Genomic DNA, 20,767 nt, shown 5'->3' with positions numbered 1-20,767 from the left:
CACAGCAACAGCTACTCTTTATTAAGATTTTTGTATAGCGTGGGGGGGGGAGTCGGCAATGCTGTAGTCGGTGGACTGTTGCACGGAGCTTACGCGCTTCCTCCCACGGCTAAAGCCGGTGGGCTTCCGCGCTGTTACCGCTGTGAGGATATCTATAGTTTCAGTCTTGTGTAGAAAGTGATGCTCTGCCGGAAGCGTCTACTTGTACATCAGCATTCGTGATATGATACCTCACTCCTGCTGTGTAGTCGGTATCCACTCCAATCTTCCATCCATGTACTCTTGCGATTGTCTTGACATTTGGAAGCAACAGCCCAGCGTCTGAGGTTGGCGCTGAGCCCTCGTACTCGAATAGCAACTCACCGTACTCGCTACTTGTATGTGTTCCATTATCGCTGATCGTAAATCCATCATCACGCATTGAGATAGTGACTGTATCAGCCTTGTTATACGCAGCAAAGCAAAACACATTCTCAAGAAGATACTGCAGCCTACCTCGGTCAGCTAAAATTGTCCCTAAGTCATTACACTGTAGTGAAATATTTTCTTTCGTTGCTTGGTTTGCCTCGGTGGCAACCTGTTTGATGTCGACTTCCGTGAATTCATCAATTGACTTTGCATACTTGGTTAGAGAGTGTAATTCATCGATTACTCCTTCCATTCTATCAGCAGTTTCAATCGCTACTGTTGTTGAATCCCGTGCTGAATCGACATTACCTTCTTCGAGTTGATCTGTGGCGTTATGAAGATATCCTTGCATGATGGCGATTGTGTTACGCAACTCATGAGCAATTGCTCCTGTCATGTCCTCTAGTTGCTCATTGTGCCGGCTCAGTTCTTGCTGTCGCTGTTTTGACACAGTGACATCTTGTAACAGTAGTGCCCGACCAATCTGATGGGGTCCAACCTTAATCTCTCGGTCAACAACAAGGTAATAACGACTACCTTCTGGATGGTTATATTGAATCACCCGAGCTCCGTTATTTATCTCTCCAATAGGAATTTTATCTTTAAGATCGCTAACGGTGGTAATTGTTGTCCCGAGTCCTGCAATAAAGTCCTCAGCGCGGCTATTGTAATCTTGGATCCATCCGTCCGTCCCAATTGTGATTATCGCCTCATCTGTCTCTTGGACGAATTTCTCTTTGGCTGACGCCTCAAGGCTCAAGAATGTATCTTCGACAACATACAATGCTCCAAGCGCAAATATTGCTACCCCTACCGGTTCGTAGCTTAACTCTGGAATTAAATCTGGCCGGTAACCACTGATTATTTTCGGAATAATAGAACCACCTGTAATAAGGACAAGACCGCTTAGTGTCCATGTTGAATGATCTGACCGATAAAACATCACGAGCAACATATACAGCCCAACTGCTGTCAACCCATATGCTAATGCGAATGAAAACCAGTAGAACGGTTGCTGCTCGATGACCAGTCGAACATATGGCTCTGTTGCCAATTCGGCTGTAAAGTACTGTCCGTGTAATGGATTGGTGATTTTAATCAGTGTTAATGATAGGTAAACCGCTCCGGCTGCGAGATGAAACCGAGGGTCTCGGTGGAATGCTCGTCCAGTATATGCTGAAGCAAACCACAACCACGCCCATACCGTTGCAAATCCTACAACGAGCCCTGTGGTGAAGAATACTATCGAGAATTGCTCCATTAGCTCGGTGGACGTGAAAAACAGCGGTGCGGACATCTGAATTGCCTGCAGTGATGCCCATAGTCCAACAACAACTAGTAGAACCCGAAGACCTAGACTAGCATCCGGGTTCTGTAGCCGAGATCCACGATATGCTCCAGCAAAGCAAGCAATTCCAGACACAGCGAATATCGCTGCGATAATCCAGTGATATTCCACGATAGCTATAATTGCACCTCAGTTGATTATACTGATAAGTATCCCGCTTACTGAATGGTATGAGACATAATACCAACAATCGAATTCAGTCTGCTTAGCTTTCGTAGTCGAATTCTTCAATCCGGTCATGTAGATTCTCGCTCGTTTGAGCTAATGAGTCGGCCAGCTGGGCTGTTTGATCCATTGCTTGAACCTGTTGGTCAACGCCTGATTCAACCTCTGCCATTGATGCACTGATTTCTTCGCTAAGCGAGGCTGCTTCATCAACGATTTGGCTAACTTCATCTGCGTTTTCAGCTTGTTGTCCGACTGCACTGCTCACTTCCGACGCCCCTCGGCTTGTTGTTTCGACTGCTGTCTCAATTCGATTAAGTCGTTCAACAACAACCTCCACGGCTTCAGCTCCGTTGTGAATCTCTTTGTTTGCTTCCTTTAATCCAGACGAAACCTCGCCTGTCTGCTCTTTTACTCCCGCAATAATGCTTTCAATCTCTTCAGCTTGTTCCTGTGATTCTTCGGCAAGAGCCTTCACTTCATCAGCAACAACTGCAAATCCATCTCCTGCTTCTCCAGCCCGTGCTGCTTCAATATTTGCGTTCAGAGCTAGCAAGTTTGTCTGATCAGCAATGTCTGTGATAACATCAAGAATCTCATCGACTTCTTCCATTTTTGATTCCAATTCTGCCATTTCGTCCATAATGTTGTCTGCCGTTTTTGTTGCTCCGAGAATCTGATCAATCGCTTCGGATCCTTCTTCAACACCTTCATGAGCGAGTTCTCCTGCTTTTTCTGCCTCATTGTCGATTTCACTTGCTGTTGCTGAAATTTCTTCAATCGAAGCAGATAGTTGAGCGACTGCCTGATCAACCGTATCCGTTTGCTCTGCTAAATCTTCAGCTCCATTTGTCATTTCTCGGCTGGATGCGTTGATCTGCTGGATTGTGCTTGTTACCTCCTCGGTATTTGCTCGTAGTTCTTGGCTCTTATCTTCGAGTGTATCTACAAGACCCTCTAAGGTAGCAAATACACCTCCAAACGATTCAACTGTTTCATCTAATGCATCACTCATTTGACGGAAGTCTTCGTACGCGTGATTAATCTCTTCGAAGTCTTCATCTGGCTCTGGGACGGTCATCGATACAGTCAGGTCACCCTCAGCAAGATTGTGAAGTGCTTCTTCAAGATTATTTGTTACCTCTTCCTCATATTCCTCAAGTGCTGCAAGCTGCTGTTCTCTCTTTTTCTCGGCAGTTATATCATAGATTGTTTGAATTGCCCCAGATATATTCCCGGATTCGTCGTATAGCGGTATGGTACTCCGACGCACCGAAATCTCATCGCCATCAACAAGGAATGTCTCTTCTTGGTTTTTAATCGGTTGGCTGTCCCGTAGGACCTTTGCAACTTGATTTGTTGCGCTGCTGTGTGGATGAATCAGGTCATACGGTTGTTGACCAATAGCCTTCTCACGGTTAACTGCGAATAAATCAATGGCGAGATCATTTAAATGCGTAATAAAACCACTTGTATTTACAATTACCGCTGGCTCGTCTAACCCATTAATGATCATTTTTGTTGAGAACTGTTCCTCTGGATCTTCTTGGGCGGACTCCCTTGTTTCACTTGAGGCACTACTTTCATCCGAGTTCTCAATGTTTGTTCCCGTCTGCCCTATTTCGTTTGATTGTTTTGCCTCTTTCTGGCTAGATTCTTTTAATTCTTCAGATGAGTTGTCCCCTCCCCCCGATTGCGCATCTTTCTGTTTGACGTCCTGTTCAGTCGCTAATAATGTCCCCAGCTGAAACCAACTCATATTCGGTAGTCAATTACACGACTATTTTATTTTTACCCGAAAAATATCAGTCCCGATAACCGGAAGAAGATTTTTGTATGAATATCTAATACGTATAAAAGGAACGTTCATATGAACCTATAGATATTCACCAGACAGAGGCCAGTTACAATATCCCGCTCCAAGTTAGTATCTGTGCTGACCTCCGATTTTGATGGACGAGTCTGAACAGTGTGCTACTAGTAGATTTTGACAATCTTACCCGTTGAACTCTTCGTGAAGATGCTCTAACATCCGATTTAATTCGCCCTTTCGCTTCCATGCGGCAACACGGTCCGTTACCGCAGCTGGCCATCGCCCCATTCGAACTGCTGATGTAATCGAAATCTCTGTCCCGTTTCCAGATTGTTGGTATTGCAGGGTTGTTTTCATTTTTTCAAGTGGTTGGTCTTCTTTAAGTTCATAGTAGTAACCATTCTCAAGTGACTCAAATCGAAAATTCAAACGCAGTCCAGACGACCCAGCAGTGACATACCACTCTTCATCTTTCTCTTCGAAATCAACTACTTCGAAACTCCCTTCATATTCAATAATTGTCGGAGGATCCAAATGTGAATCAATTCTTACCGGAGAGGCGGACACTTTTTCAGCCAACTCGACAGTACGCATACCTGTATATATCAGTTGCTTCGGGGATAAGTGTGTACAGTCGTACTCAACGCATTAGTCTCACACAGTTGTGATATGTGCAGTTATGTTGTCTGCTGCTCAAGATCACACGTATCAATCCCAAGAAGTGCATATAATCCACAGTATCCAAGTATTGCTGTCCCGAGCAGAACAATAGCAGCAAGCCCAAAAATTAACGCAATGAAATCTGCGGTTTCGAGAACACCAAGCAGAATTGCTATTGAAGCGATGCCGAACATTGCTCCCGCAACGTATCGTAGTAACTTGTCTGGGCACTGCTAGATTGAGATTGAAATGAAAGGAGTTCTTCGAGGGAAGTGGGAAAATGCTCTTCGAAGAACTCCAACTAGACATAACGGATTCTTCGGATGTGGAGTTTTTGGATAGTGATCGGACGCGCACGCCAGCCTGGTTGATCAGGCTGACGTGTGCTGCTCACGCCGGAGCCGCCTCGTTAGCCGAGTGTCGAGATCTCTGTGAGTGGTTCGGCGTCGAACGACGCCGAGCCACGATCCATCACTGGTACCAAGCCTACGCCGAGTACTACGATCAGGACTTCACCGCTGAACCAGATCGTATCGCTGTCGATGAAAAGCAAATTCAGCTTGAAAATGAACAGAAAGCGTGGCTCTACGCTGCAATCGATGTAGATACGAAAGTCGTGCTCCACGCACAACTTTCGTGGCACAGAGGCCGTGATCCTGCTGAACAGTTTTTAGACGAACTGAAAGAGAAACACCGTGTCTCCGACGCGGAGTTTCTCGTCGATGGCATGGGCTACCTCACCGCGCTTGCTCGGACTGATCTGAGTGGTGAGCTCAACTATACTGACCGCAACATGGTCGAAAAACTCTTTCAGACCTATACGATGCGAATCAAACGCTTTCACGAAACGTGGAACGGCAGTCAAGCCAGCGCCGAGCGCTGGCTGACTGCCTACACTGCCTACTATAATCACCATCGCAGCCACCAAGCACTCGACAATCAACCGCCAGTTGAAGCACTCAAACAGCGAGGGTCAATCTAGCAGTGCCCTTGTCTGTTTCTCCTACGTTCTGTTCCATGTATGTAAATTGATATCAATATACAAAAACCCTTCTGTGGGTTTTATTCATTTACTCAGTTTTGGGAGAATGTATGTGACATTCTCACGCAGTAGATAATCTGCTTGTTGGTCATACGGTGTCAACGACACCGCGAATAACCTCAAGTACAAGCCGTTCTACGACGATGGCGACATTCCGACGGGGCAGAACTTCACGCACCATCTTCGGAAGTCCTCCCGTGAGTCCGTCTTGCGGATGTTCCGTGAAGCGAACGAGGAATTCTTTGAGATCGCCGACCGGAACGATTACTTCAGCGACAGCAAGGAGGTGGCTATCGACATTACGGATCGGCCGTTCTACGGCGATAACGAGAGTAACGAGTTCATCCGCCCGACGAAGCTAGGACGAAACTACTCGTCGGTCTGGAGATACATCACGATGGCGCTCGTCGGGACTGATACACCACTGATTCTGGTAGTACTGCCGGTCAAGGACAAGAAAAGGACACCAGAGTACGTCCGCCGGATGCTTCGCTTGAGCAGGCAGTACGTGGACATCGAACGGGTGTACACTGACGCTGCGACAGAGTTCTACAACGCGGACACGATTTCGACCGTTACCGAGCAAGGGCTGGAGTTGGTGATGCAGGGCCGGAACCCGGGAAAGACAGTCAACCGGTGCTACATGGGCACCAGACTTAGCTAAATGGCACGGAGATAGATTTATAATTGGATTTACATGGAGACCCTTCAGCAAAATAATAGTTAATAGTTTCACCGACCGTGATTATTGAAGATGACTTTGTACCGTATCCATCCCCGTGACGACATGCTCCGTACTTATGATCTTGTAATACTGTTTTTGCTATATCCTTCCACTCAGTACATGTTGCTGGTACCGGTGTGGTCATCCTTTCATATATTTTCTTTGCGCTTTCAATTTGGTTTTTAGCCTTCTTCGCACGGTGAAGTGGAATAAACCACTCGCCCCCAAATCCAACGTTTTCTGCTACATATATTCCAGGATCACGTCTTACCGTGGTTGCTGAACCCTCACCATTATGTGTGATTGTATAGAATGACTGGTCGTCCGCACAGACGAGATGAAATGGGCGATACTGTTCTTGTTTAAGTTCGGATTGAGCATAATCAACTGCTCTCTTCGCTGACTTCTTTTTTAGACAGTCCCTGACCAGGAGTCCTCTAGACCGGCGGCCTTCCGAATTGAGCCATCGGTTTGTCATGCCTATCAATACCCTTTCTTTATTATAACCGATCCAAGTGCCCCCCTCGTCTGTATCTTTCGGTGCAAAGATTGATGGGGTGCTATTCCACACATGAGGCGTTTTGAATGGACGAGAGAGTGTTTCATCCCGGTTTGCAGCAACACATAGCGGAACTTCATCATAAACCCTCCATGCGTAAATATGCGTACACACGATAATAGTCACCTGTATGCATTTTCCTGATAATCACGGCTATTTGTACTTTTCTCTGGAAACGAACGTCTGTCAGCAAATAGTGAGGTACTCAGAGGGCAAGCTCCGAGATACTCGGCCTGCTCTATCTATAAAGAATAGCAGCGCGAGTACCACGGGCCACCGTGCCCGTGGGTGAAGCGCGTCACAACACGAATTTTAACAGGTAGCAAATCATACCAGATTACAGTGCAGTCGTCGAAACTCACCCAAACCTTGTCGTTCGGACTAGACATTGATACGGGGAGTGGCGACGACCTGCAAACCGGCTGTCTTGAGGCCCGCCGCATCCGCAACGAAACCAACCGCCTCGACCGACAAGGGTGGGAGTGGGATGACATCAAATCGGTCGTCGTGAATAACGCCGATCACGTCAACAATACCACCCAACTTATCGTTGACAAGGCACTCGGTGAAATCGAAACCTACCACGAACACAAAGACGACGGCTGGGGACGTCCCTACCCATACATCGACGAGTCGTACCCGATGGTGATGAACCACGGCGAAGGCTACCGTCTGTTCCCCCAAGACGACGGGACGGTTCGATTCCGTATCACTGCCACAAAAGGTACCCACGTCAAAGGCGACCTTCGTGGCAGCCCAGACCACTTCGACCGACTCCAAACTGCATTCAACGACAAAGAGTGGCGGGTTGGAACCGCTGAAGTCGTTCACAAACACGATGAGTGGCGACTGCACGTCACAGTCACGCACGAGACTCATCACGTCGCCAGCAAGCATGATGCAGACACGATTATCGGCGTGGATGTGAACGAAGACTGTATTGCACTTGTTGCGATGAGTCGGAGTGGTTCGGTGAGAGGCTCCGTTGTGTTCGAGTATCCGTCGGTGAAAGAGCAGCGCCACGAGTTTTTCACCAAGCGAAAGCGGATGCAGAAGGCCGGGCAGACTGCGTTTGAGACAGTCTTCCAATCAGAAGAACGGGACTACGTTCACGATCGCCTGCACAAGGTATCGCGGGAAGTAGTCGATTGGATCTCGCAGTTTTCGGCTCCAGTAATCGTCTTTGAAGACCTCAAAGACATGCGAGAGTCCATCGACTACGGAACGCGAGTGAACCGTCGCCTTCACTCACTGCCGTTCGCAGCTCTCCAAGAGATGGTATCGTACAAAGCTGCGTGGGAAGGGATTCCTTCAGACGCTGTTGATCCGGAGTACACGAGTCAGCGATGTCCACGAACGGAGTGCCAGCACACAGAACGAGCGAATCGACAGAAGAAGCGATTCAAATGCAAACGGTGTGAGTTCCAAGATCACGCTGATCGGAAGGCGGCGGTATGCGTTGTGCAGGAGTGGTTAGACGAACAGTATGGAACTGTGCCGCCTCTCGAAACCCTTCCACGAGTTCGGACGGTGAGACGGGCGGCATCGGGGGCTGGTGGAGGCCCCGACTCTCACGGACACGATTTGTGTTCGGGTATTCACCGACACGGAACGTCGGCGCAACCAGAGATGGGAGCGCGGGAGGAATTAAAGTCCGTTGCGTCAGCAGTGCAGGACTAAACACAGACGCCCCGCGCCACCGTGCGCGGGGTACTTCACAGAGAATACTACGTGGTTGCTGACAACTGTTTTGACCTTTGATGAGATACTCCACATATGGATTTGCTAGAGTTACGTAGACAAATTCCTGCACTAGACGAAACAATCTATTTCAATACTGGTGCAACAGGTCCGATTCCAGAATCTGTCGCTGCTCGTTCGGAGACAGCGACTAGAGAGCAAAAGTCAACTGCAATCGGAAACGAGGGTGCATATCAGTATAGTTTTTCAGTCTTTGACGAGACTCGATCAGCTGTTGCAGATTTTCTCCAAGCGGCTCCTCAATCTATTGCATTGACACAGAGTACTGCAGATGGGATTAACCGTGCTGCCACAGCGATCAATTGGAAAGATGGTGATGTCATTGTTCGATCGGATACAGAGCACCCGGCAGGTTCTCTTCCATGGCTTCGACTTCAGGAACAATATGATCTAGAGATTCGGACTGTACCAACACAAGGTGGGCACATTGATCGAGAGGCCTATATCGATGCTGTATCAGATGCTAAGCTGGTCTGCATTAGCTCAGTTTGTTGGTTAACCGGCGCAAGACGTGATGTTGGATCACTTGTCGACATTGCATCTGATGCAGGAGCTATCACTATGATTGATGCAGTCCAATCTATCGGTCAACTCCCAGTTGATGTTACACAGTGGGGTGCCGATATTGTTGCAGCATCAGGACATAAGTGGCTTCTTGGGCTCTGGGGATCCGGTATTCTCTACATTAATCCGGGACTCCTCGACCAATTGCATCCGTCCCATGTCGGGTATCGAGGAATTACAGATCTTACCGATACATCGTACCAACTTAAGGAAACAGCTGAGCAATTTGAAATTGGTACTACAGCAATTGCCCCCTACGCCGGGCTACAGGAGTCAATTTCAGTTGTCGATCGCATTGGCATCAAATCTATTCAGAATCAAATCCATAATTTAACTGATCAGCTTAAATCTGCAATTACTAATTCCCGCCTTCGGTCTCCCAGAGAATACGAATCTGGTCTCGTAAGTATTGCTGTTGACAATCCGGCAGAGGTGGTAGATTATCTGGCTGACCAAAATATTCGTGTTCGGTCTCTTCCAACAGACGATAGGATCCGTGTCTCTGTACATGCATTCAATACTTCCTCTGACATTGAGAAATTTGTCTCTACTTTTGAGGATGCTATAGCATAATCATAATTGAGAATAACGCCAAAACGTCATTCCGAGGAGTTTGCCCCGAGGTACTTCACTTCCGAGTGATCGTGAGAGGTATTGCCAATTGCAGAAACTGGTATAAATGCGTCGCACCTGAGAACACGTGCTACGGATCTTTTATAAGCAAATCGAGTCAATTATCCGGATGAAGACTTCGGCTTAGGAGTTAAATTCTGATTATTGTAGATTAAGTCACCGTTTATATAAGATATTATATAACTTATATCCGTTATTATGTCAGTGAATGTGAATTACAAAAATAAACATTAACGGCCATAATTGTCCATTCAAATCGGTATGTGCAGTATCTATTACAATTTTTAATGAGTATTTCTGACTTGTAATGACAGGTTTAATAATATTTAGATTAAAATATCGGAATGCATGCACGATTTAACAGGATTTCAGCGTGACCTGTTGTATGTGATCGCTGGTAAGGACAATCCTCATGGACTCGCTCTCAAAAGCGAACTTGAAGAGTACTATGGGAAAGAGATTAACCACGGTCGTTTGTATCCAAATCTTGATACCCTAGTAAAGAAGGGCTTAGTCGAGAAAGGAACAATTGACGATCGAACTAACTCATACGCTGTTACGCAGCGAGGTGAACGAGAAATCGACGCTCGTCGCGATTGGGAAGAAGACTACGTAGACCTCACATAACGAGCTTATTCTAACTTTGGCCTGCATGTTTTTCTGCTTAGCTACGCGTATCTTCAGTTCTTCTAGGCTATATCATGTCCTCAATGAGAAGTTATAACCGTGCTGAGCAAGCAGACCGGCACCGTCCCTTGTGTCGGCGATTTGTTGCTATTAGGTCGTCTTGGAAACTCATGATTGCTTTTTCTGCTGCTAAATGAATTATAAAACTCGCTTATTATAACTGCACGACGCTCCATGAATACTCTCTCAAACCAATCCCTACACTCAATTATGAGGAGTGTGAATACTCATTATATGCAATTTGGGCTGACGGTCGGCGATTCAATTAATCGCATCGAGCAGACAGCGGACCCTTTTGATTTTGTTGAGTTTGGTCTAACTGAGCTTTCACCGAATTGCAATGAACAACGGCTTTCTCATGTTCTTACTCAGTGCGACGCCGATCTATGTGTTCACCTTCCATTTAAACAGGTTCTTTCTACACCAGTTCCTGAAATTAATGAGGCTATTATTGCTCACCAGTCTCGATTACTTTCGTGGGCAGGTGAACTTGGAGCAAAAAAGGCCGTTCTTCATGGCGCGGTTAGGGATCCGTATGATACAGATCAACGGAGTACATTTGCCTCCCAGCTTGAAGCTGTTGTTGAGGCTGGACAAAATGCTGGGGTTGAGGTTGTAGTTGAGAATGTAGGCCATCAACGAAACGGCATGCAACTATCTGTTCTGGGCGATCTTGCCGAACAGGTTGATGCCTCCGTATGCTTTGATGTTGGACACGCGTACATGGAAGAGGGGAATGACGGAATTGATCGATTTCTTAAGTACCATGGTGATTTAATCTCTCATTTACACGTACATGATGCCCGCCGTCGGGGGGATACTCATATCCCAATTGGTGCTGGTGAAATTGACTATTCGATTGTTACTGATCGACTTTCAGACTTTGACGGCACTGTTGCGGTTGAGGTGTTTACTGATGACCTCCCATTGTTGGTTGATTCAGCTGACCGAGCTGCATCTGCGTTAGGCTCCGATCGAAACCTAAGCCTCCCTTGAGTTACTGTTAGCCCTACCATCATAGTAGTTCAAATAGGTAGCGAGGCGGATTCCCCGTCCACGGTGGGCCGGGGCTGAGGCCGACACAAGGGTGTCAACTTGGCGTGAAGGAAGCGGCCGAGCAAGGATGAGTTGGTGGTTCAGCAATGCTCGACCGCATGGTTGAGAAGGCTCGCCAGCAGGAAGTATTTTCCCGTGAGGACACGCCGACGGAGCGGCGTGTCCTCGCGGCGTTTTTGTACCATGCTGGCCTCTCATACCGACGAATCGAACGTTCGTTGACCGCTCATATGAGGCGATCAGACAATGGTTTCATCGGCTCAAGCACCTTTTCGAGCCTGACTGCCGGGATCGACAAGAAGCTGCCGTCGACGAGACGAAAATTAACATCGACGGCGAAGAGTACTACGTCTGGGCGGCAGTCGATTGTGAGACGCTCGAAGTGCTTTCCGTTGAGGTCTCTCCCGGCCGATCAAGTCTCGACGCGCTTCTGTTTTTGAGGGACGTTCTCGAGCGGTGCCGCGGTCGCCCGCTGGTGCGGGCCGACCGCGGCCCATGGTACGACTGGCCGCTCGAACTCTTAGACTGCGAGTACGAACGTGAAACGTGGGGAAATCGGTCGCTGATCGTAGCGTGGTTCGGGATCTTCAAGTACCGAACCAGACGGTTCTACCACCGATTTCCCTTCCATAGCACCGCCAGCTCCACCAGATCGTGGCTTACAGCCTTTGCCGCTCTCCACAATGCGACGCTCTAACCTTGACACCCTTATGAGTGGTATCCGAAGCGATTAGGACAGAATTGCTCAGATAATAAATTGAAGCATCAATTTGCTTCAGTATATGAAACATCTCCTGTCGCCCAATCAAATGCTACAATTGTTCCAACCCCAAATCCAGCGGCAACTAGTACCTGAATCGCTATTCCTCCGGAGTCAATTCCGGTTATCGTAACTGACAGCGGAGTATATATCCCGCCAATCATAAGCCCAACGAGTACTGCAAGCGTCATATACCGATCCCGGGTTAATGCTCGGTCAACAAGGTGCGCCACAGTAAACAGCCCAATAAGAGCGCCGATGCAAAATGTTACAACGACGACGCCGTGTTCTGCTACATCATTGGCTGCCAGCGTACGAATCCCCTGTAGAAAAGCCTGTAATTCCCCGAGTAGATATTCATACTGTCCAAGGATTATCAATAGCAGCGCCCCAGATATCCCAGGGAGAACCATCGCGCTAACGGCAACCGTTCCCGAGAGAAAAACGAGCCACAAAGCAGGTGACGCCGCAGTAACTGTGACTACTGATATTAACACGACAACACCGATACTCACCCCACCTGCTAGCAACCGTTGAGGTGTCCAATACAATTCTTTCCCGATTAACACTGCTGAAGCTGCAATTAATCCAACAAAGAAGCCATACAGTTGTACCTCATAGTGAGCAAATGCAGCCGTTAGAATCTCTGCTGCAAATATGAACGCTGTTGCAATCCCTGCTCCCAGTGCCAATAAGAAGGGAACTTCCATTCCTCGTATCTCCGCAATGAATGCGGACCTAGACTTAGCTCTGTGAAGGGATAGTATATGGCGAAGAGGATCTGGCCTCAGCGATGAAATCGCTTGTACCAAGCGATCATAGATGCCGACGATGAGGGCAATCGTTCCACCAGACACACCTGGCAAACTGTCTGCTGCTCCCATCGCAATACCCTTCAAATAAACAGATACCAATGATCGCATTACTCGCAGTTCCGGGCCTTACTCAGAAAAAACTACTTCATTTCTCATGGATGCATGTCAGATCAGATATAATAGCATAACTGCGAATACATTAGAATCAAGATTCACAGAAAAAGCAGGCAGCGTGCCTCAGGGCTTGACCCCGAGGTTGTTGACGTTATGCATTAACCGTTGATTTGACACTTTCCTCCGACAGAAGGCAGAGGAATCCCGAGCGATGGGGGCTTCAGGTTTGCAGTCCAATCGACGGACTACCACACCTTTCGGGCACGGGTAGTCCCACAGTGTCGGTGTGGTGGACTGCTGGCGGTGCCAACCCGCCGTTACCCCTATCCTCGACCGTGTACGGCGTCCCAGTGTTGTTTTCGCCACGGGGACGCCAGCAGGTGTCAGCAGAGTCAGGGGTATCGTCTTGCTCGCTTTGAGCAGTCGGCACAGACACACTCTTTTAGAACGTGTGTTCACCGACTGCCCTCCCGGGTACTGCCTTGTTATGTGGGCGGACAGGCCGTCGTCCGAGAGACGAGTCTATCGTGATCACGAAAATCTCCGATTTTCGAACGACCTCCGAAGGACGGTTCGGAATCCGCTCCGTTCCGACCAATTCCTCTTCCTTGGTTAGATGGCCTGTCAATTAAATATTAGCGTGGGAAACTCTGGGGAGTGTTTGAGGGGTGGTCTGTTACCACAAGTGACGGCGCGTATCCACGGCCTGAAGGCCGTGGTATTGCGCCTGTTCAGCCTATAACCAAGTTCACGTGTCTTTTATTCTTCTGTTCTGAGTGTTATGTATGTCGTCTAAATCCGATACTACGTCGTCCTCTGCTCCTAATAAGACTGTACTTATTACCGGATGCTCTTCTGGGATTGGTCAAGAAACTGCGAAATGGTTCAATGATCGGGGATGGCATGTTTGTGCAACTGCCCGTATAGTTGATGATATACAGCAACTCAAAGAGAGTGGGTGTGATGCATATCAACTTGATGTTACAGATCCCGACGAGATAGAGAATGTTATTTCACAGGTGCTTGCCGATAATGGTCAAATTAACTGTTTAGTCAACAATGCCGGTTATGGACAGTTTGGTCCTGTTGAAGAAGTACCAACTACATCTCTCCATGAACAGTTTGACGTCAACGTGTACGGACCTCACCGTCTGACCCGGACTGTCCTTCCACACATGCGAGAACGGGGCAGTGGAACAATCATCAATATTTCGTCTGTTGCTGGACGGGTCGCATTACCAAGTGCAGGTACATACTGTGCGTCCAAACATGCATTAGAAACGCTAAGTGATGCCCTTCGGCCTGAGGTTGAACCTTATGGCATTGATGTTGTGGTTGTGGAACCTGGCCTTGTTGACACCCGATTCCCACAGCGAATTACGGAAGATCTCGATGTTCTTGAGCAGACTGGTGCCTATGACTGGTTTTATCAAGCCTTGTCCAAGTTTGAATCGCTAGACGGTTGGGGAAAAGCCATTCCTCCCGAGAACGTTGCCCAAACGATCTATCAGGCCGCCACTGTTGACAATCCTAATCCTCGGTATCCCGTTGGTACTACCGCTTCGGTTGGGATTCTCACAAGACACGTGCCCGCTGCCATCCGTGATAAAATCTTCCGTGTTCTACAATCTGTTCTTAATTAGCTCAGCATCGAGACTGCTTGGTGAGTATCTCTTATATTGTTTGTCTGCCAAACGATTATAATCACTTTTGAATAATGTTTTGAACAATTATGATAATATATTCTATTCTACACTTTCTCATTGAAGATTTGCCATCGAAGACATAACGATTATACGCCGGGACTCCTTCGTATCTATTACACTATGACGAAGGGAACTTCGGGACAAGGAAAGAAAAACAAGAACATCCATGTCAAATGTCGTCGCTGTGGTGAAAAATCATACCACGTTAAAAAAGACCGATGCTCCTCTTGTGGCTTCGGTAAGTCGAGTAAGCGACGCGACTACGAGTGGGAGTCAAAATCTGGCGAGTAGGCTATGCACGAAAAATGCGGTGTCGTAGGCGTCTCCCTTGCGGAACAGGACGCTGCTCGACCGCTATATTACGCATTGTACGCTCTGCAACATCGTGGACAGGAATCCGCAGGTATTGCGACTCACGATGGCTTTCAGCAGTATGACCACGTTGATGTGGGCCTCGTCGGTGAAGTGTTTGATCCTGATGACATCGAGTCATTGAATGGCACTAATGGGATTGGTCATGTCCGATACCCGACATCGGGCGGCCTTGGGGCATGCTGTGCGCAACCGTTTTCTGTTTCGTTTAAGAGTGGATCGTTAGCGCTTTCTCATAATGGCAATCTTGTAAATGCCGATGAGATCAGAGATGAGTTGGCAGAACTTGGACATGCATTCACGAGCAACGGAGATACCGAGGTCATTGCTCATGACCTTGCTCGCAATCTCTTAGAAGAAGACTTGGTTCGCGCTGTTAAGCATACTGTACAGCGCATTCATGGATCTTACTCGTTGACAATAATGCATGATGATACGGTCATTGGTGTCCGGGATCCCCGAGGCAATCGACCACTTGTAATTGGTCAGGTTGATGACGGTTATATACTTGCTTCAGAATCAGCTGCAATTGATACGCTTGATGGCGAACTGGTTCGCGATGTTCGTCCAGGCGAAATGATCGTACTTGAGGATGAAGGAGACGGATTTGATTCATATCAGCTGGTAACAAAAGACACGCATGCTCACTGTTTCTTTGAAGATGTCTACTTTGCTCGTCCTGATTCAGTAATTGATGATCAATTGGTCTATGAAGCCCGCCGACAGCTTGGAAGGGCCTTGTGGGAACAGGAGGGTGTTGATACTGACGTTGTAATCCCTGTGCCAGACTCCGGTCGAGCATTTGCAAGCGGTTATGCTGAGGCAGCACAAGATGAAGGTAAATATGTTGAATTTGCTGAGGGTCTGATGAAAAACAGATACGTTGGCCGAACATTTATTATGCCGACTCAAGACCAGAGAGAGCGTGCTGTCCGACTTAAACTAAATCCGATCAAAAGCACAGTCGAGGGGAAATCGGTGACACTCATTGACGATTCGATTGTTCGTGGAACGACGTCGACACAACTTATTGATATCATTAACGACGCCGGAGCGGATTCTGTACATGTTCGCATTGGGTCACCAGCGATTCGAGCACCATGCTATCTCGGTATAGACATGGCCAGTCGTGATGAACTTATTGCCGCAGGTAAGTCCGTCGAGGAGGTCCGTGAGAAGATTGGTGCTGATTCTTTAGCATACATCTCAGCTGATGCAGTAGCTGAAACGCTCAATAAGGCAGATACGGATCTCTGTTTCGGTTGTGTCACCGGAGAATATCCATACGATATCGAAGGTGAACCTGCTGACCGAGATGTGTCAAGACCTCAAGTTGATCAATTATAGAAATTGTGAGGTGAAAACCCACTCCTGAATGGGTGGGAAGAGGTCAAAGCGGTCATATATTTTATTATAACCTTCTGTTGGAGTATCTCTGATGAGGAATTACAGTTATAGTTACGTTAACACTCTACTTCGGGATTTAGATGGAGAATATAACAAGTGTCAGTGGTAAGGGATAAACCGCAAAATACTATCGGCACGGCCTACTAGCAACTACTGGTTTGACCGCGAAAGCTGGCTGTTCAAGCTACACATTGAATGAATTGCACGGAGACTGCTATGATTAATACAATTGATATTGACCCAATTCGGTTGTACACCCCGCGCCGTATCGACTCTCCTGGACGGTCTGCTGCGGTACTAATCCCAGTCATTTATCGTGATTCAGCCCCACATATACTTTTTATCAAGCGATCAGATGAACTTGAGCGGCATCCCGGACAGATGGGGTTTCCCGGTGGAGGCTACGAACCGTACGATGCTGGCTTGGAGGAGACTGCATACAGAGAGGCAAATGAAGAAATTGCATTGCCACCGAATGAGGCCTCTACTGTTGGCCGACTGGATGACATCCGAACTGTAACCGATTATGTTGTCTCACCATTTGTCGCTGAAGCACCTGATCTCGAATATACTCCGAATGACCGGGAGGTCGCTGACGTTGCTGTACTTCCGCTAGATAAACTCCTTGATAATACTAACCATGAACTTGAACGGAAGTACCATCCTGATTATGGTAACAGTACCGTTCACTATTTTTATGTTAACGGATATACAATCTGGGGGGCAACCGGTCGAATTCTTTCACAGTTTCTATCACTTGTTACTGACTGGTCCCCATCTACGTGACATAGATTCTCGTTTACAAATGAATTATACGGGTATTTATGTTTAGTTAGGTGTTTTCTCGTGCATGGACTTCCGGTATGAGTTTCTTGGATGGCCTGACGATGGACCCACAATAGATATCTCGCATGAGAGGTTTGCTTATGCTGGAAAGTTTATTCTTCCCGGTACTGGCAAAGCAATTGTTCGGTCGTCACAACCTGGATCTCACCCAATTAAGGGCGCTGTAGCATTTAATGATGATCGTGGTGTTCAGAACGCTGCTCGTATTCGTTATATCACTGTCTCTGAATCAACTCGTGGAAGACGCTTGGGCCCAAAGCTTGCCCTCTTCGTTCAGGATCAGATTATAGGACAACCATATTCTTTAGTCCGCATCGCTGTCAACAATCCCATCGCGTATGAAGCAATGTATCGTGCCGGATTTTACTATACGGGTGAAACTCGTCAGCTCAACGAGGTGGTTCTTTCTACTGATGCTCTCTTATCGCCTTCCAAATATAAGACAGGATTGCAAACGTTCGATAAAGCTGATCTTCCTGATCGCCAAGTTAGGTTAATTGACCGGGGTATGGATCGAGGGCCACCTGAAAAAATCCAATACGCATTCAATAAAGTTGACAACCAAACTTACACTGGACAACGAATCAAATAACTCATCCAGTATTTTTCAACCCTGCAGCGATTCCTTTAATTGTTAATCGAAGTGTTCGCTCCTCGGTCGCTGTCCGATGTGTCTGAGACAGTAAATGGGCCTGTAGAAGATGTAATGGCTTAATATACGGATTTCGTCGATGCAATGACTCTCGTAGCCAGTCTCTATCAATTGGATGAGCTCGTTCAGTAATTTCCTTACTCAGCTTGACAGCCCGATCATATTCTTCCTCAAGAATCGGAACAAATTTTTCTCGATACTCTGGATGCGCATTTTGTGCATATTCAGTGGCGACTTCCATATCGGCTCGTCCTAAGGCAAGGAAAGCGTAGTCCAGGGTTGTTTTGAAGAATGGCCATTTTTCGTACATCTCTTTGAGCACACTCATCTCGCCACCTTCTGAAAGATATGCATCGATCCCAGATGCTAGTGCATACCAGTTCGGTAACAGGTATCGTGACTGTGTCCAAGCAAAGTTCCATGGTACCCCCCCAATTTCTTCGACGGATCGTTCTCCAATCTCCCAGTATGATCGTGACCCGAGATCTAATTCTTCAATTACCGAGATTGGCGTTGCTTCCTCAAAGAATTCGACAAATCCATCTGCTTCAACTAGTTCCCGATACGCATCTCTTGCGGCCGATGACATTACTTCCATGGCCTCAAGCCACTCCTGTTTTGGTGGCCTTGTTTCTTCATGGTGGGATTGTTTTCTTGCCCGAACCTGCGCGTTGATCATTTGCTCGATATTCCGCTCGGCAATACGACGGTTTCCGTACTTTTCTGCGATAGATTCTCCACCTTCTGTAAACCGAACCTGTCCGGTTATTGTTTCAATTGGCAATGATCGTAATGCAGCATTCATTGGACCTCCTCCTCGTGAAATTGGCCCTCCTCGGCCGTGGAACATCCGAAGGGTAACGTCATGCGTGTCACAGCAAGAGTAGAGGTTTCGCTGCGTCTGATGAATCAACCAGTTAGCTGTCAGGAACCCGTTCTGCTGATTAGCATCTGCATGCCCAAGACTCACTTCTTGAACGTTGCCTCTTGCTTCGATTGCTTGGCTGTACGCGTCATTATCTAACAAGGTTTCAAGGATCTCATCAGCACCTTCCATTGCCTCTTTCGTTTCAATAATTGGAACGATGTCGATTCCAGAGTGCCCTGGTAACTCAACAACGTCTGCTTGGTCAGCGAGGAATAATACCTCAAGAACATGCGATGCCCGATCAACCATTGAAATACAATACGCTCGAATCGATTCGACACCAAACTGACGGTGCCAGTCAGCAAGACGGACAAACCGGGCACACACATCGCTAATCTCGTCTGGAATGTCTTCTGTCTTTTCTAAGTCAACGATTGCGTCTTCCTGCAGAATTGCGTCTGTCAATGTCTCAATCCGGTCAGGCTCTGACAAATCAGCATAGTCAATTCCTTCTCGTTCTAGAAGAGCACTTACCGCCTCCGTATGCCGGGAAGCATGATCTCGCAAGTCAACACTTGCAAGGGAAAACCCAAATGTTTCTGCACATCGACGAAGCGGATTAACATGTCCTTCGACGACACTCTGTGCCCCGTTCTGTTCTAGACTTTCAGCGATTGTGTCTAAATCTTCTTTGAACTCCTCTACGCCCTGATATCCTCCTGGTCGAACGTCATTTACTCGGTTCAATCGCTCACGCATCAATACAAGCTTTTGTCGATATGGTTCCCCTGGATACCGGTCTTTAGCATCATCTGCAACTCCTGGAAGCAATTCCCTGTCAGCAGATAGTGCTTTTTCAAACTTTTCGCCCGCAGTAATGCGAGTACCATCCTGGCTGAGCACCCCGAGTAGCTCTTTCAGATCTTTTCGATATCGATCAAGAATTAGTTGTTGATGCCGATCAAGTGTTGATTCCGTCACTTCCGGTGTCATGTATGGATTACCGTCTCGATTTCCACCGGCCATTGATCGGAACCGAATGAGGTTTGGCACTGTAATCTCTTCTCCATACGCGTCTGCCATGGCATCTTCTAATTCGTCGTAGATTTCGCCGATCGTCTCGTATATCGGGTTATGTAGATACCACTGAATGTTTCGCGCTTCGTCTTCTGGTTCTGGTTGTCGTGTGCGGACGTGGGGGGTCTGCCATAATGATGTTACTTCTGCATTGATATCACGCTCAACGTGGCCCTGTTCTTTGTCTGTCAGTCGTCGCTCATCAAGGGTTTCTATGTGATTTCCAATTGACCTGAGCTTTGTTTTAACGGTCTTTCGCCGGGCTTCTGTTGGATGACCGGTAAATGTTGGCTCAATACAGATGTCTTCAAGCAGCGACTCTGCTTGCTCAGCTGTCAAATCTGCCTCTGTGAGCTTATTAACCATCTCTTCTGGCGTTCCCTGTAATGTCCCATCATGAGATCCCTCTCGAATCCGCCGAACTCGTTCTCGCTCTTCGGCTAGATTAATCAACTCAAAGTATGAGGTGAAAGCTCGGGCGACAATACTTTCTTCCTCAGGTGAGAGCGTGTTTAAGATTTCATGCAGCTCACGCTGATTTTCAATCTCCCCGTCTCGGTACGCGATTGCAGTTGTCCGCAGGTCTTCTACAGTCTCAAAATCCCGTCTCGACGTTTGTTCTTTGAGAATATCCCCTAAAAGAGCACCCAGTTCGCGGACATCTTGCCGAACTGTCCGATTATGAAGTTGCATATCGGTCACCTTATCTCCTTAATGCTAAATCCTCCGA

General features: G+C 47.4%; 18 protein-coding genes and 1 pseudogene. 12 read left to right on the top strand and 7 right to left on the bottom strand.

The genetic code is table 11. From position 1 onward, the window contains the following. Positions 1-160: 160 nt before the first annotated feature. The 4 genes and pseudogenes from K0C01_RS00795 to K0C01_RS00780 all read right to left on the bottom strand — a co-directional run. Positions 161-1,867, bottom strand: coding sequence for a sensor histidine kinase (locus K0C01_RS00795; RefSeq protein WP_221170183.1), 1,707 nt, complete (start codon positions 1,865-1,867; stop codon positions 161-163). A gap of 94 nt (positions 1,868-1,961) precedes the next feature. Beyond that, the gene (locus K0C01_RS00790; RefSeq protein WP_221170182.1) at positions 1,962-3,680 is read right to left on the bottom strand and encodes a methyl-accepting chemotaxis protein; all 1,719 of its coding nucleotides are present in this window, start codon (positions 3,678-3,680) and stop codon (positions 1,962-1,964) included. A 237-nt stretch (positions 3,681-3,917) separates the two neighbouring features. After that, positions 3,918-4,328 carry an SRPBCC family protein gene (locus tag K0C01_RS00785; RefSeq protein WP_221170181.1) on the bottom strand — a complete coding sequence of 137 codons (411 nt, stop codon included), beginning with the start codon at positions 4,326-4,328 and terminating at the stop codon, positions 3,918-3,920. Between the two features lie 83 nt (positions 4,329-4,411). Continuing rightward, a pseudogene (locus K0C01_RS00780) lies at positions 4,412-4,606 on the bottom strand (DUF2892 domain-containing protein); the annotation flags it as partial. A gap of 68 nt (positions 4,607-4,674) precedes the next feature. On the opposite strand from K0C01_RS00780, the gene K0C01_RS00775 reads away from it, so the two are divergent. Then, a complete protein-coding gene (locus K0C01_RS00775) occupies positions 4,675-5,376 on the top strand; it encodes an IS6 family transposase (RefSeq protein ID WP_221169818.1) in 702 nt (233 codons plus the stop codon). A 274-nt stretch (positions 5,377-5,650) separates the two neighbouring features. Beyond that, positions 5,651-6,100: a hypothetical protein gene (locus K0C01_RS00770; RefSeq protein ID WP_255568325.1), complete on the top strand. Its 450-nt coding sequence runs from the start codon at positions 5,651-5,653 to the stop codon at positions 6,098-6,100. Here K0C01_RS00770 and K0C01_RS00765 read toward each other — a convergent pair. Continuing rightward, positions 6,093-6,833: an NRDE family protein gene (locus K0C01_RS00765; RefSeq protein ID WP_221170179.1), complete on the bottom strand. Its 741-nt coding sequence runs from the start codon at positions 6,831-6,833 to the stop codon at positions 6,093-6,095. The two genes, K0C01_RS00770 and K0C01_RS00765, sit on opposite strands and share 8 nt — an antisense overlap. 228 nt (positions 6,834-7,061) lie before the next feature. Between K0C01_RS00765 and K0C01_RS00760 the strand changes: the two genes are divergently transcribed. The 5 genes from K0C01_RS00760 to K0C01_RS12980 all read left to right on the top strand — a co-directional run bounded on the left by K0C01_RS00760 (position 7,062) and on the right by K0C01_RS12980 (position 12,117). Beyond that, positions 7,062-8,399 (top strand): RNA-guided endonuclease TnpB family protein, encoded by a 1,338-nt coding sequence (locus K0C01_RS00760; protein WP_221170178.1) that lies wholly within the window; start codon positions 7,062-7,064, stop codon positions 8,397-8,399. A gap of 96 nt (positions 8,400-8,495) precedes the next feature. Continuing rightward, positions 8,496-9,617 carry an aminotransferase class V-fold PLP-dependent enzyme gene (locus K0C01_RS00755; protein ID WP_221170177.1) on the top strand — a complete coding sequence of 374 codons (1,122 nt, stop codon included), beginning with the start codon at positions 8,496-8,498 and terminating at the stop codon, positions 9,615-9,617. A gap of 408 nt (positions 9,618-10,025) precedes the next feature. After that, positions 10,026-10,304 carry a helix-turn-helix transcriptional regulator gene (locus K0C01_RS00750; protein WP_221170176.1) on the top strand — a complete coding sequence of 93 codons (279 nt, stop codon included), beginning with the start codon at positions 10,026-10,028 and terminating at the stop codon, positions 10,302-10,304. Between the two features lie 294 nt (positions 10,305-10,598). Further along, a complete protein-coding gene (locus tag K0C01_RS00745) occupies positions 10,599-11,360 on the top strand; it encodes a sugar phosphate isomerase/epimerase family protein (protein ID WP_221170175.1) in 762 nt (253 codons plus the stop codon). 256 nt (positions 11,361-11,616) lie between these two features. Beyond that, on the top strand, positions 11,617-12,117 hold the full coding sequence (locus tag K0C01_RS12980; RefSeq protein WP_221171158.1) for a DDE-type integrase/transposase/recombinase: 501 nt from the start codon (positions 11,617-11,619) through the stop codon (positions 12,115-12,117). Positions 12,118-12,185: 68 nt separating this feature from the next. Here the strand turns inward: K0C01_RS12980 and K0C01_RS00735 are convergent, their stop codons facing one another. Then, the gene (locus tag K0C01_RS00735) at positions 12,186-13,103 is read right to left on the bottom strand and encodes a DUF368 domain-containing protein (protein ID WP_221170174.1); all 918 of its coding nucleotides are present in this window, start codon (positions 13,101-13,103) and stop codon (positions 12,186-12,188) included. 791 nt (positions 13,104-13,894) lie between these two features. Here K0C01_RS00735 and K0C01_RS00730 point away from each other — a divergent pair. From K0C01_RS00730 to K0C01_RS00710, 5 genes are all read left to right on the top strand, one after another. Beyond that, positions 13,895-14,752 carry an SDR family oxidoreductase gene (locus K0C01_RS00730; protein ID WP_221170173.1) on the top strand — a complete coding sequence of 286 codons (858 nt, stop codon included), beginning with the start codon at positions 13,895-13,897 and terminating at the stop codon, positions 14,750-14,752. A 183-nt stretch (positions 14,753-14,935) separates the two neighbouring features. Next, entirely contained in the window at positions 14,936-15,106 is a 171-nt protein-coding gene (locus tag K0C01_RS00725; RefSeq protein WP_221170172.1) for a 50S ribosomal protein L37e, read from the top strand. Positions 15,107-15,109: 3 nt separating this feature from the next. Next, positions 15,110-16,534, top strand: coding sequence for an amidophosphoribosyltransferase (gene purF / locus K0C01_RS00720; protein WP_221170171.1), 1,425 nt, complete (start codon positions 15,110-15,112; stop codon positions 16,532-16,534). A gap of 276 nt (positions 16,535-16,810) precedes the next feature. Beyond that, positions 16,811-17,380: an NUDIX hydrolase gene (locus tag K0C01_RS00715; RefSeq protein WP_221170170.1), complete on the top strand. Its 570-nt coding sequence runs from the start codon at positions 16,811-16,813 to the stop codon at positions 17,378-17,380. A gap of 64 nt (positions 17,381-17,444) precedes the next feature. Next, positions 17,445-18,032 (top strand): GNAT family N-acetyltransferase, encoded by a 588-nt coding sequence (locus tag K0C01_RS00710; protein ID WP_221170169.1) that lies wholly within the window; start codon positions 17,445-17,447, stop codon positions 18,030-18,032. A gap of 1 nt (position 18,033) precedes the next feature. On the opposite strand, the gene K0C01_RS00705 is transcribed toward K0C01_RS00710, so the two are convergent. Next, positions 18,034-20,730, bottom strand: a complete 2,697-nt coding sequence (locus K0C01_RS00705; RefSeq protein WP_221170168.1) for a phosphoenolpyruvate carboxylase — start codon at positions 20,728-20,730, stop codon at positions 18,034-18,036. Between the last annotated feature and the right edge of the window lie 37 nt (positions 20,731-20,767).

It is taken from the genome of Salinarchaeum sp. IM2453, assembly GCF_019693215.1.
GTDB lineage: Archaea > Halobacteriota > Halobacteria > Halobacteriales > Salinarchaeaceae > IM2453.
Note: the sequence above shows the minus strand (reverse complement) of the source record. Positions and strands in the feature narration are given on the sequence as shown.

Bases quoted from the DNA above. Each gene is read 5' to 3' on its own strand.
- K0C01_RS00790 (WP_221170182.1), bottom strand. From the start codon at position 3,680: ATGAGTTGGTTTCAGCTGGGGACATTATTAGCGACTGAACAGGACGTC.
- K0C01_RS00785 (WP_221170181.1), bottom strand. From the start codon at position 4,328: ATGCGTACTGTCGAGTTGGCTGAAAAAGTGTCCGCCTCTCCGGTAAGA.
- K0C01_RS00775 (WP_221169818.1), top strand. From the start codon at position 4,675: ATGCTCTTCGAAGAACTCCAACTAGACATAACGGATTCTTCGGATGTG.
- K0C01_RS00770 (WP_255568325.1), top strand. From the start codon at position 5,651: ATGTTCCGTGAAGCGAACGAGGAATTCTTTGAGATCGCCGACCGGAAC.
- K0C01_RS00755 (WP_221170177.1), top strand. From the start codon at position 8,496: ATGGATTTGCTAGAGTTACGTAGACAAATTCCTGCACTAGACGAAACA.
- K0C01_RS00750 (WP_221170176.1), top strand. From the start codon at position 10,026: ATGCACGATTTAACAGGATTTCAGCGTGACCTGTTGTATGTGATCGCT.
- K0C01_RS00745 (WP_221170175.1), top strand. From the start codon at position 10,599: ATGCAATTTGGGCTGACGGTCGGCGATTCAATTAATCGCATCGAGCAG.
- K0C01_RS00735 (WP_221170174.1), bottom strand. From the start codon at position 13,103: ATGCGATCATTGGTATCTGTTTATTTGAAGGGTATTGCGATGGGAGCA.
- K0C01_RS00730 (WP_221170173.1), top strand. From the start codon at position 13,895: ATGTCGTCTAAATCCGATACTACGTCGTCCTCTGCTCCTAATAAGACT.
- K0C01_RS00725 (WP_221170172.1), top strand. From the start codon at position 14,936: ATGACGAAGGGAACTTCGGGACAAGGAAAGAAAAACAAGAACATCCAT.
- purF (WP_221170171.1), top strand. From the start codon at position 15,110: ATGCACGAAAAATGCGGTGTCGTAGGCGTCTCCCTTGCGGAACAGGAC.
- K0C01_RS00715 (WP_221170170.1), top strand. From the start codon at position 16,811: ATGATTAATACAATTGATATTGACCCAATTCGGTTGTACACCCCGCGC.
- K0C01_RS00710 (WP_221170169.1), top strand. From the start codon at position 17,445: ATGGACTTCCGGTATGAGTTTCTTGGATGGCCTGACGATGGACCCACA.
- K0C01_RS00705 (WP_221170168.1), bottom strand. From the start codon at position 20,730: ATGCAACTTCATAATCGGACAGTTCGGCAAGATGTCCGCGAACTGGGT.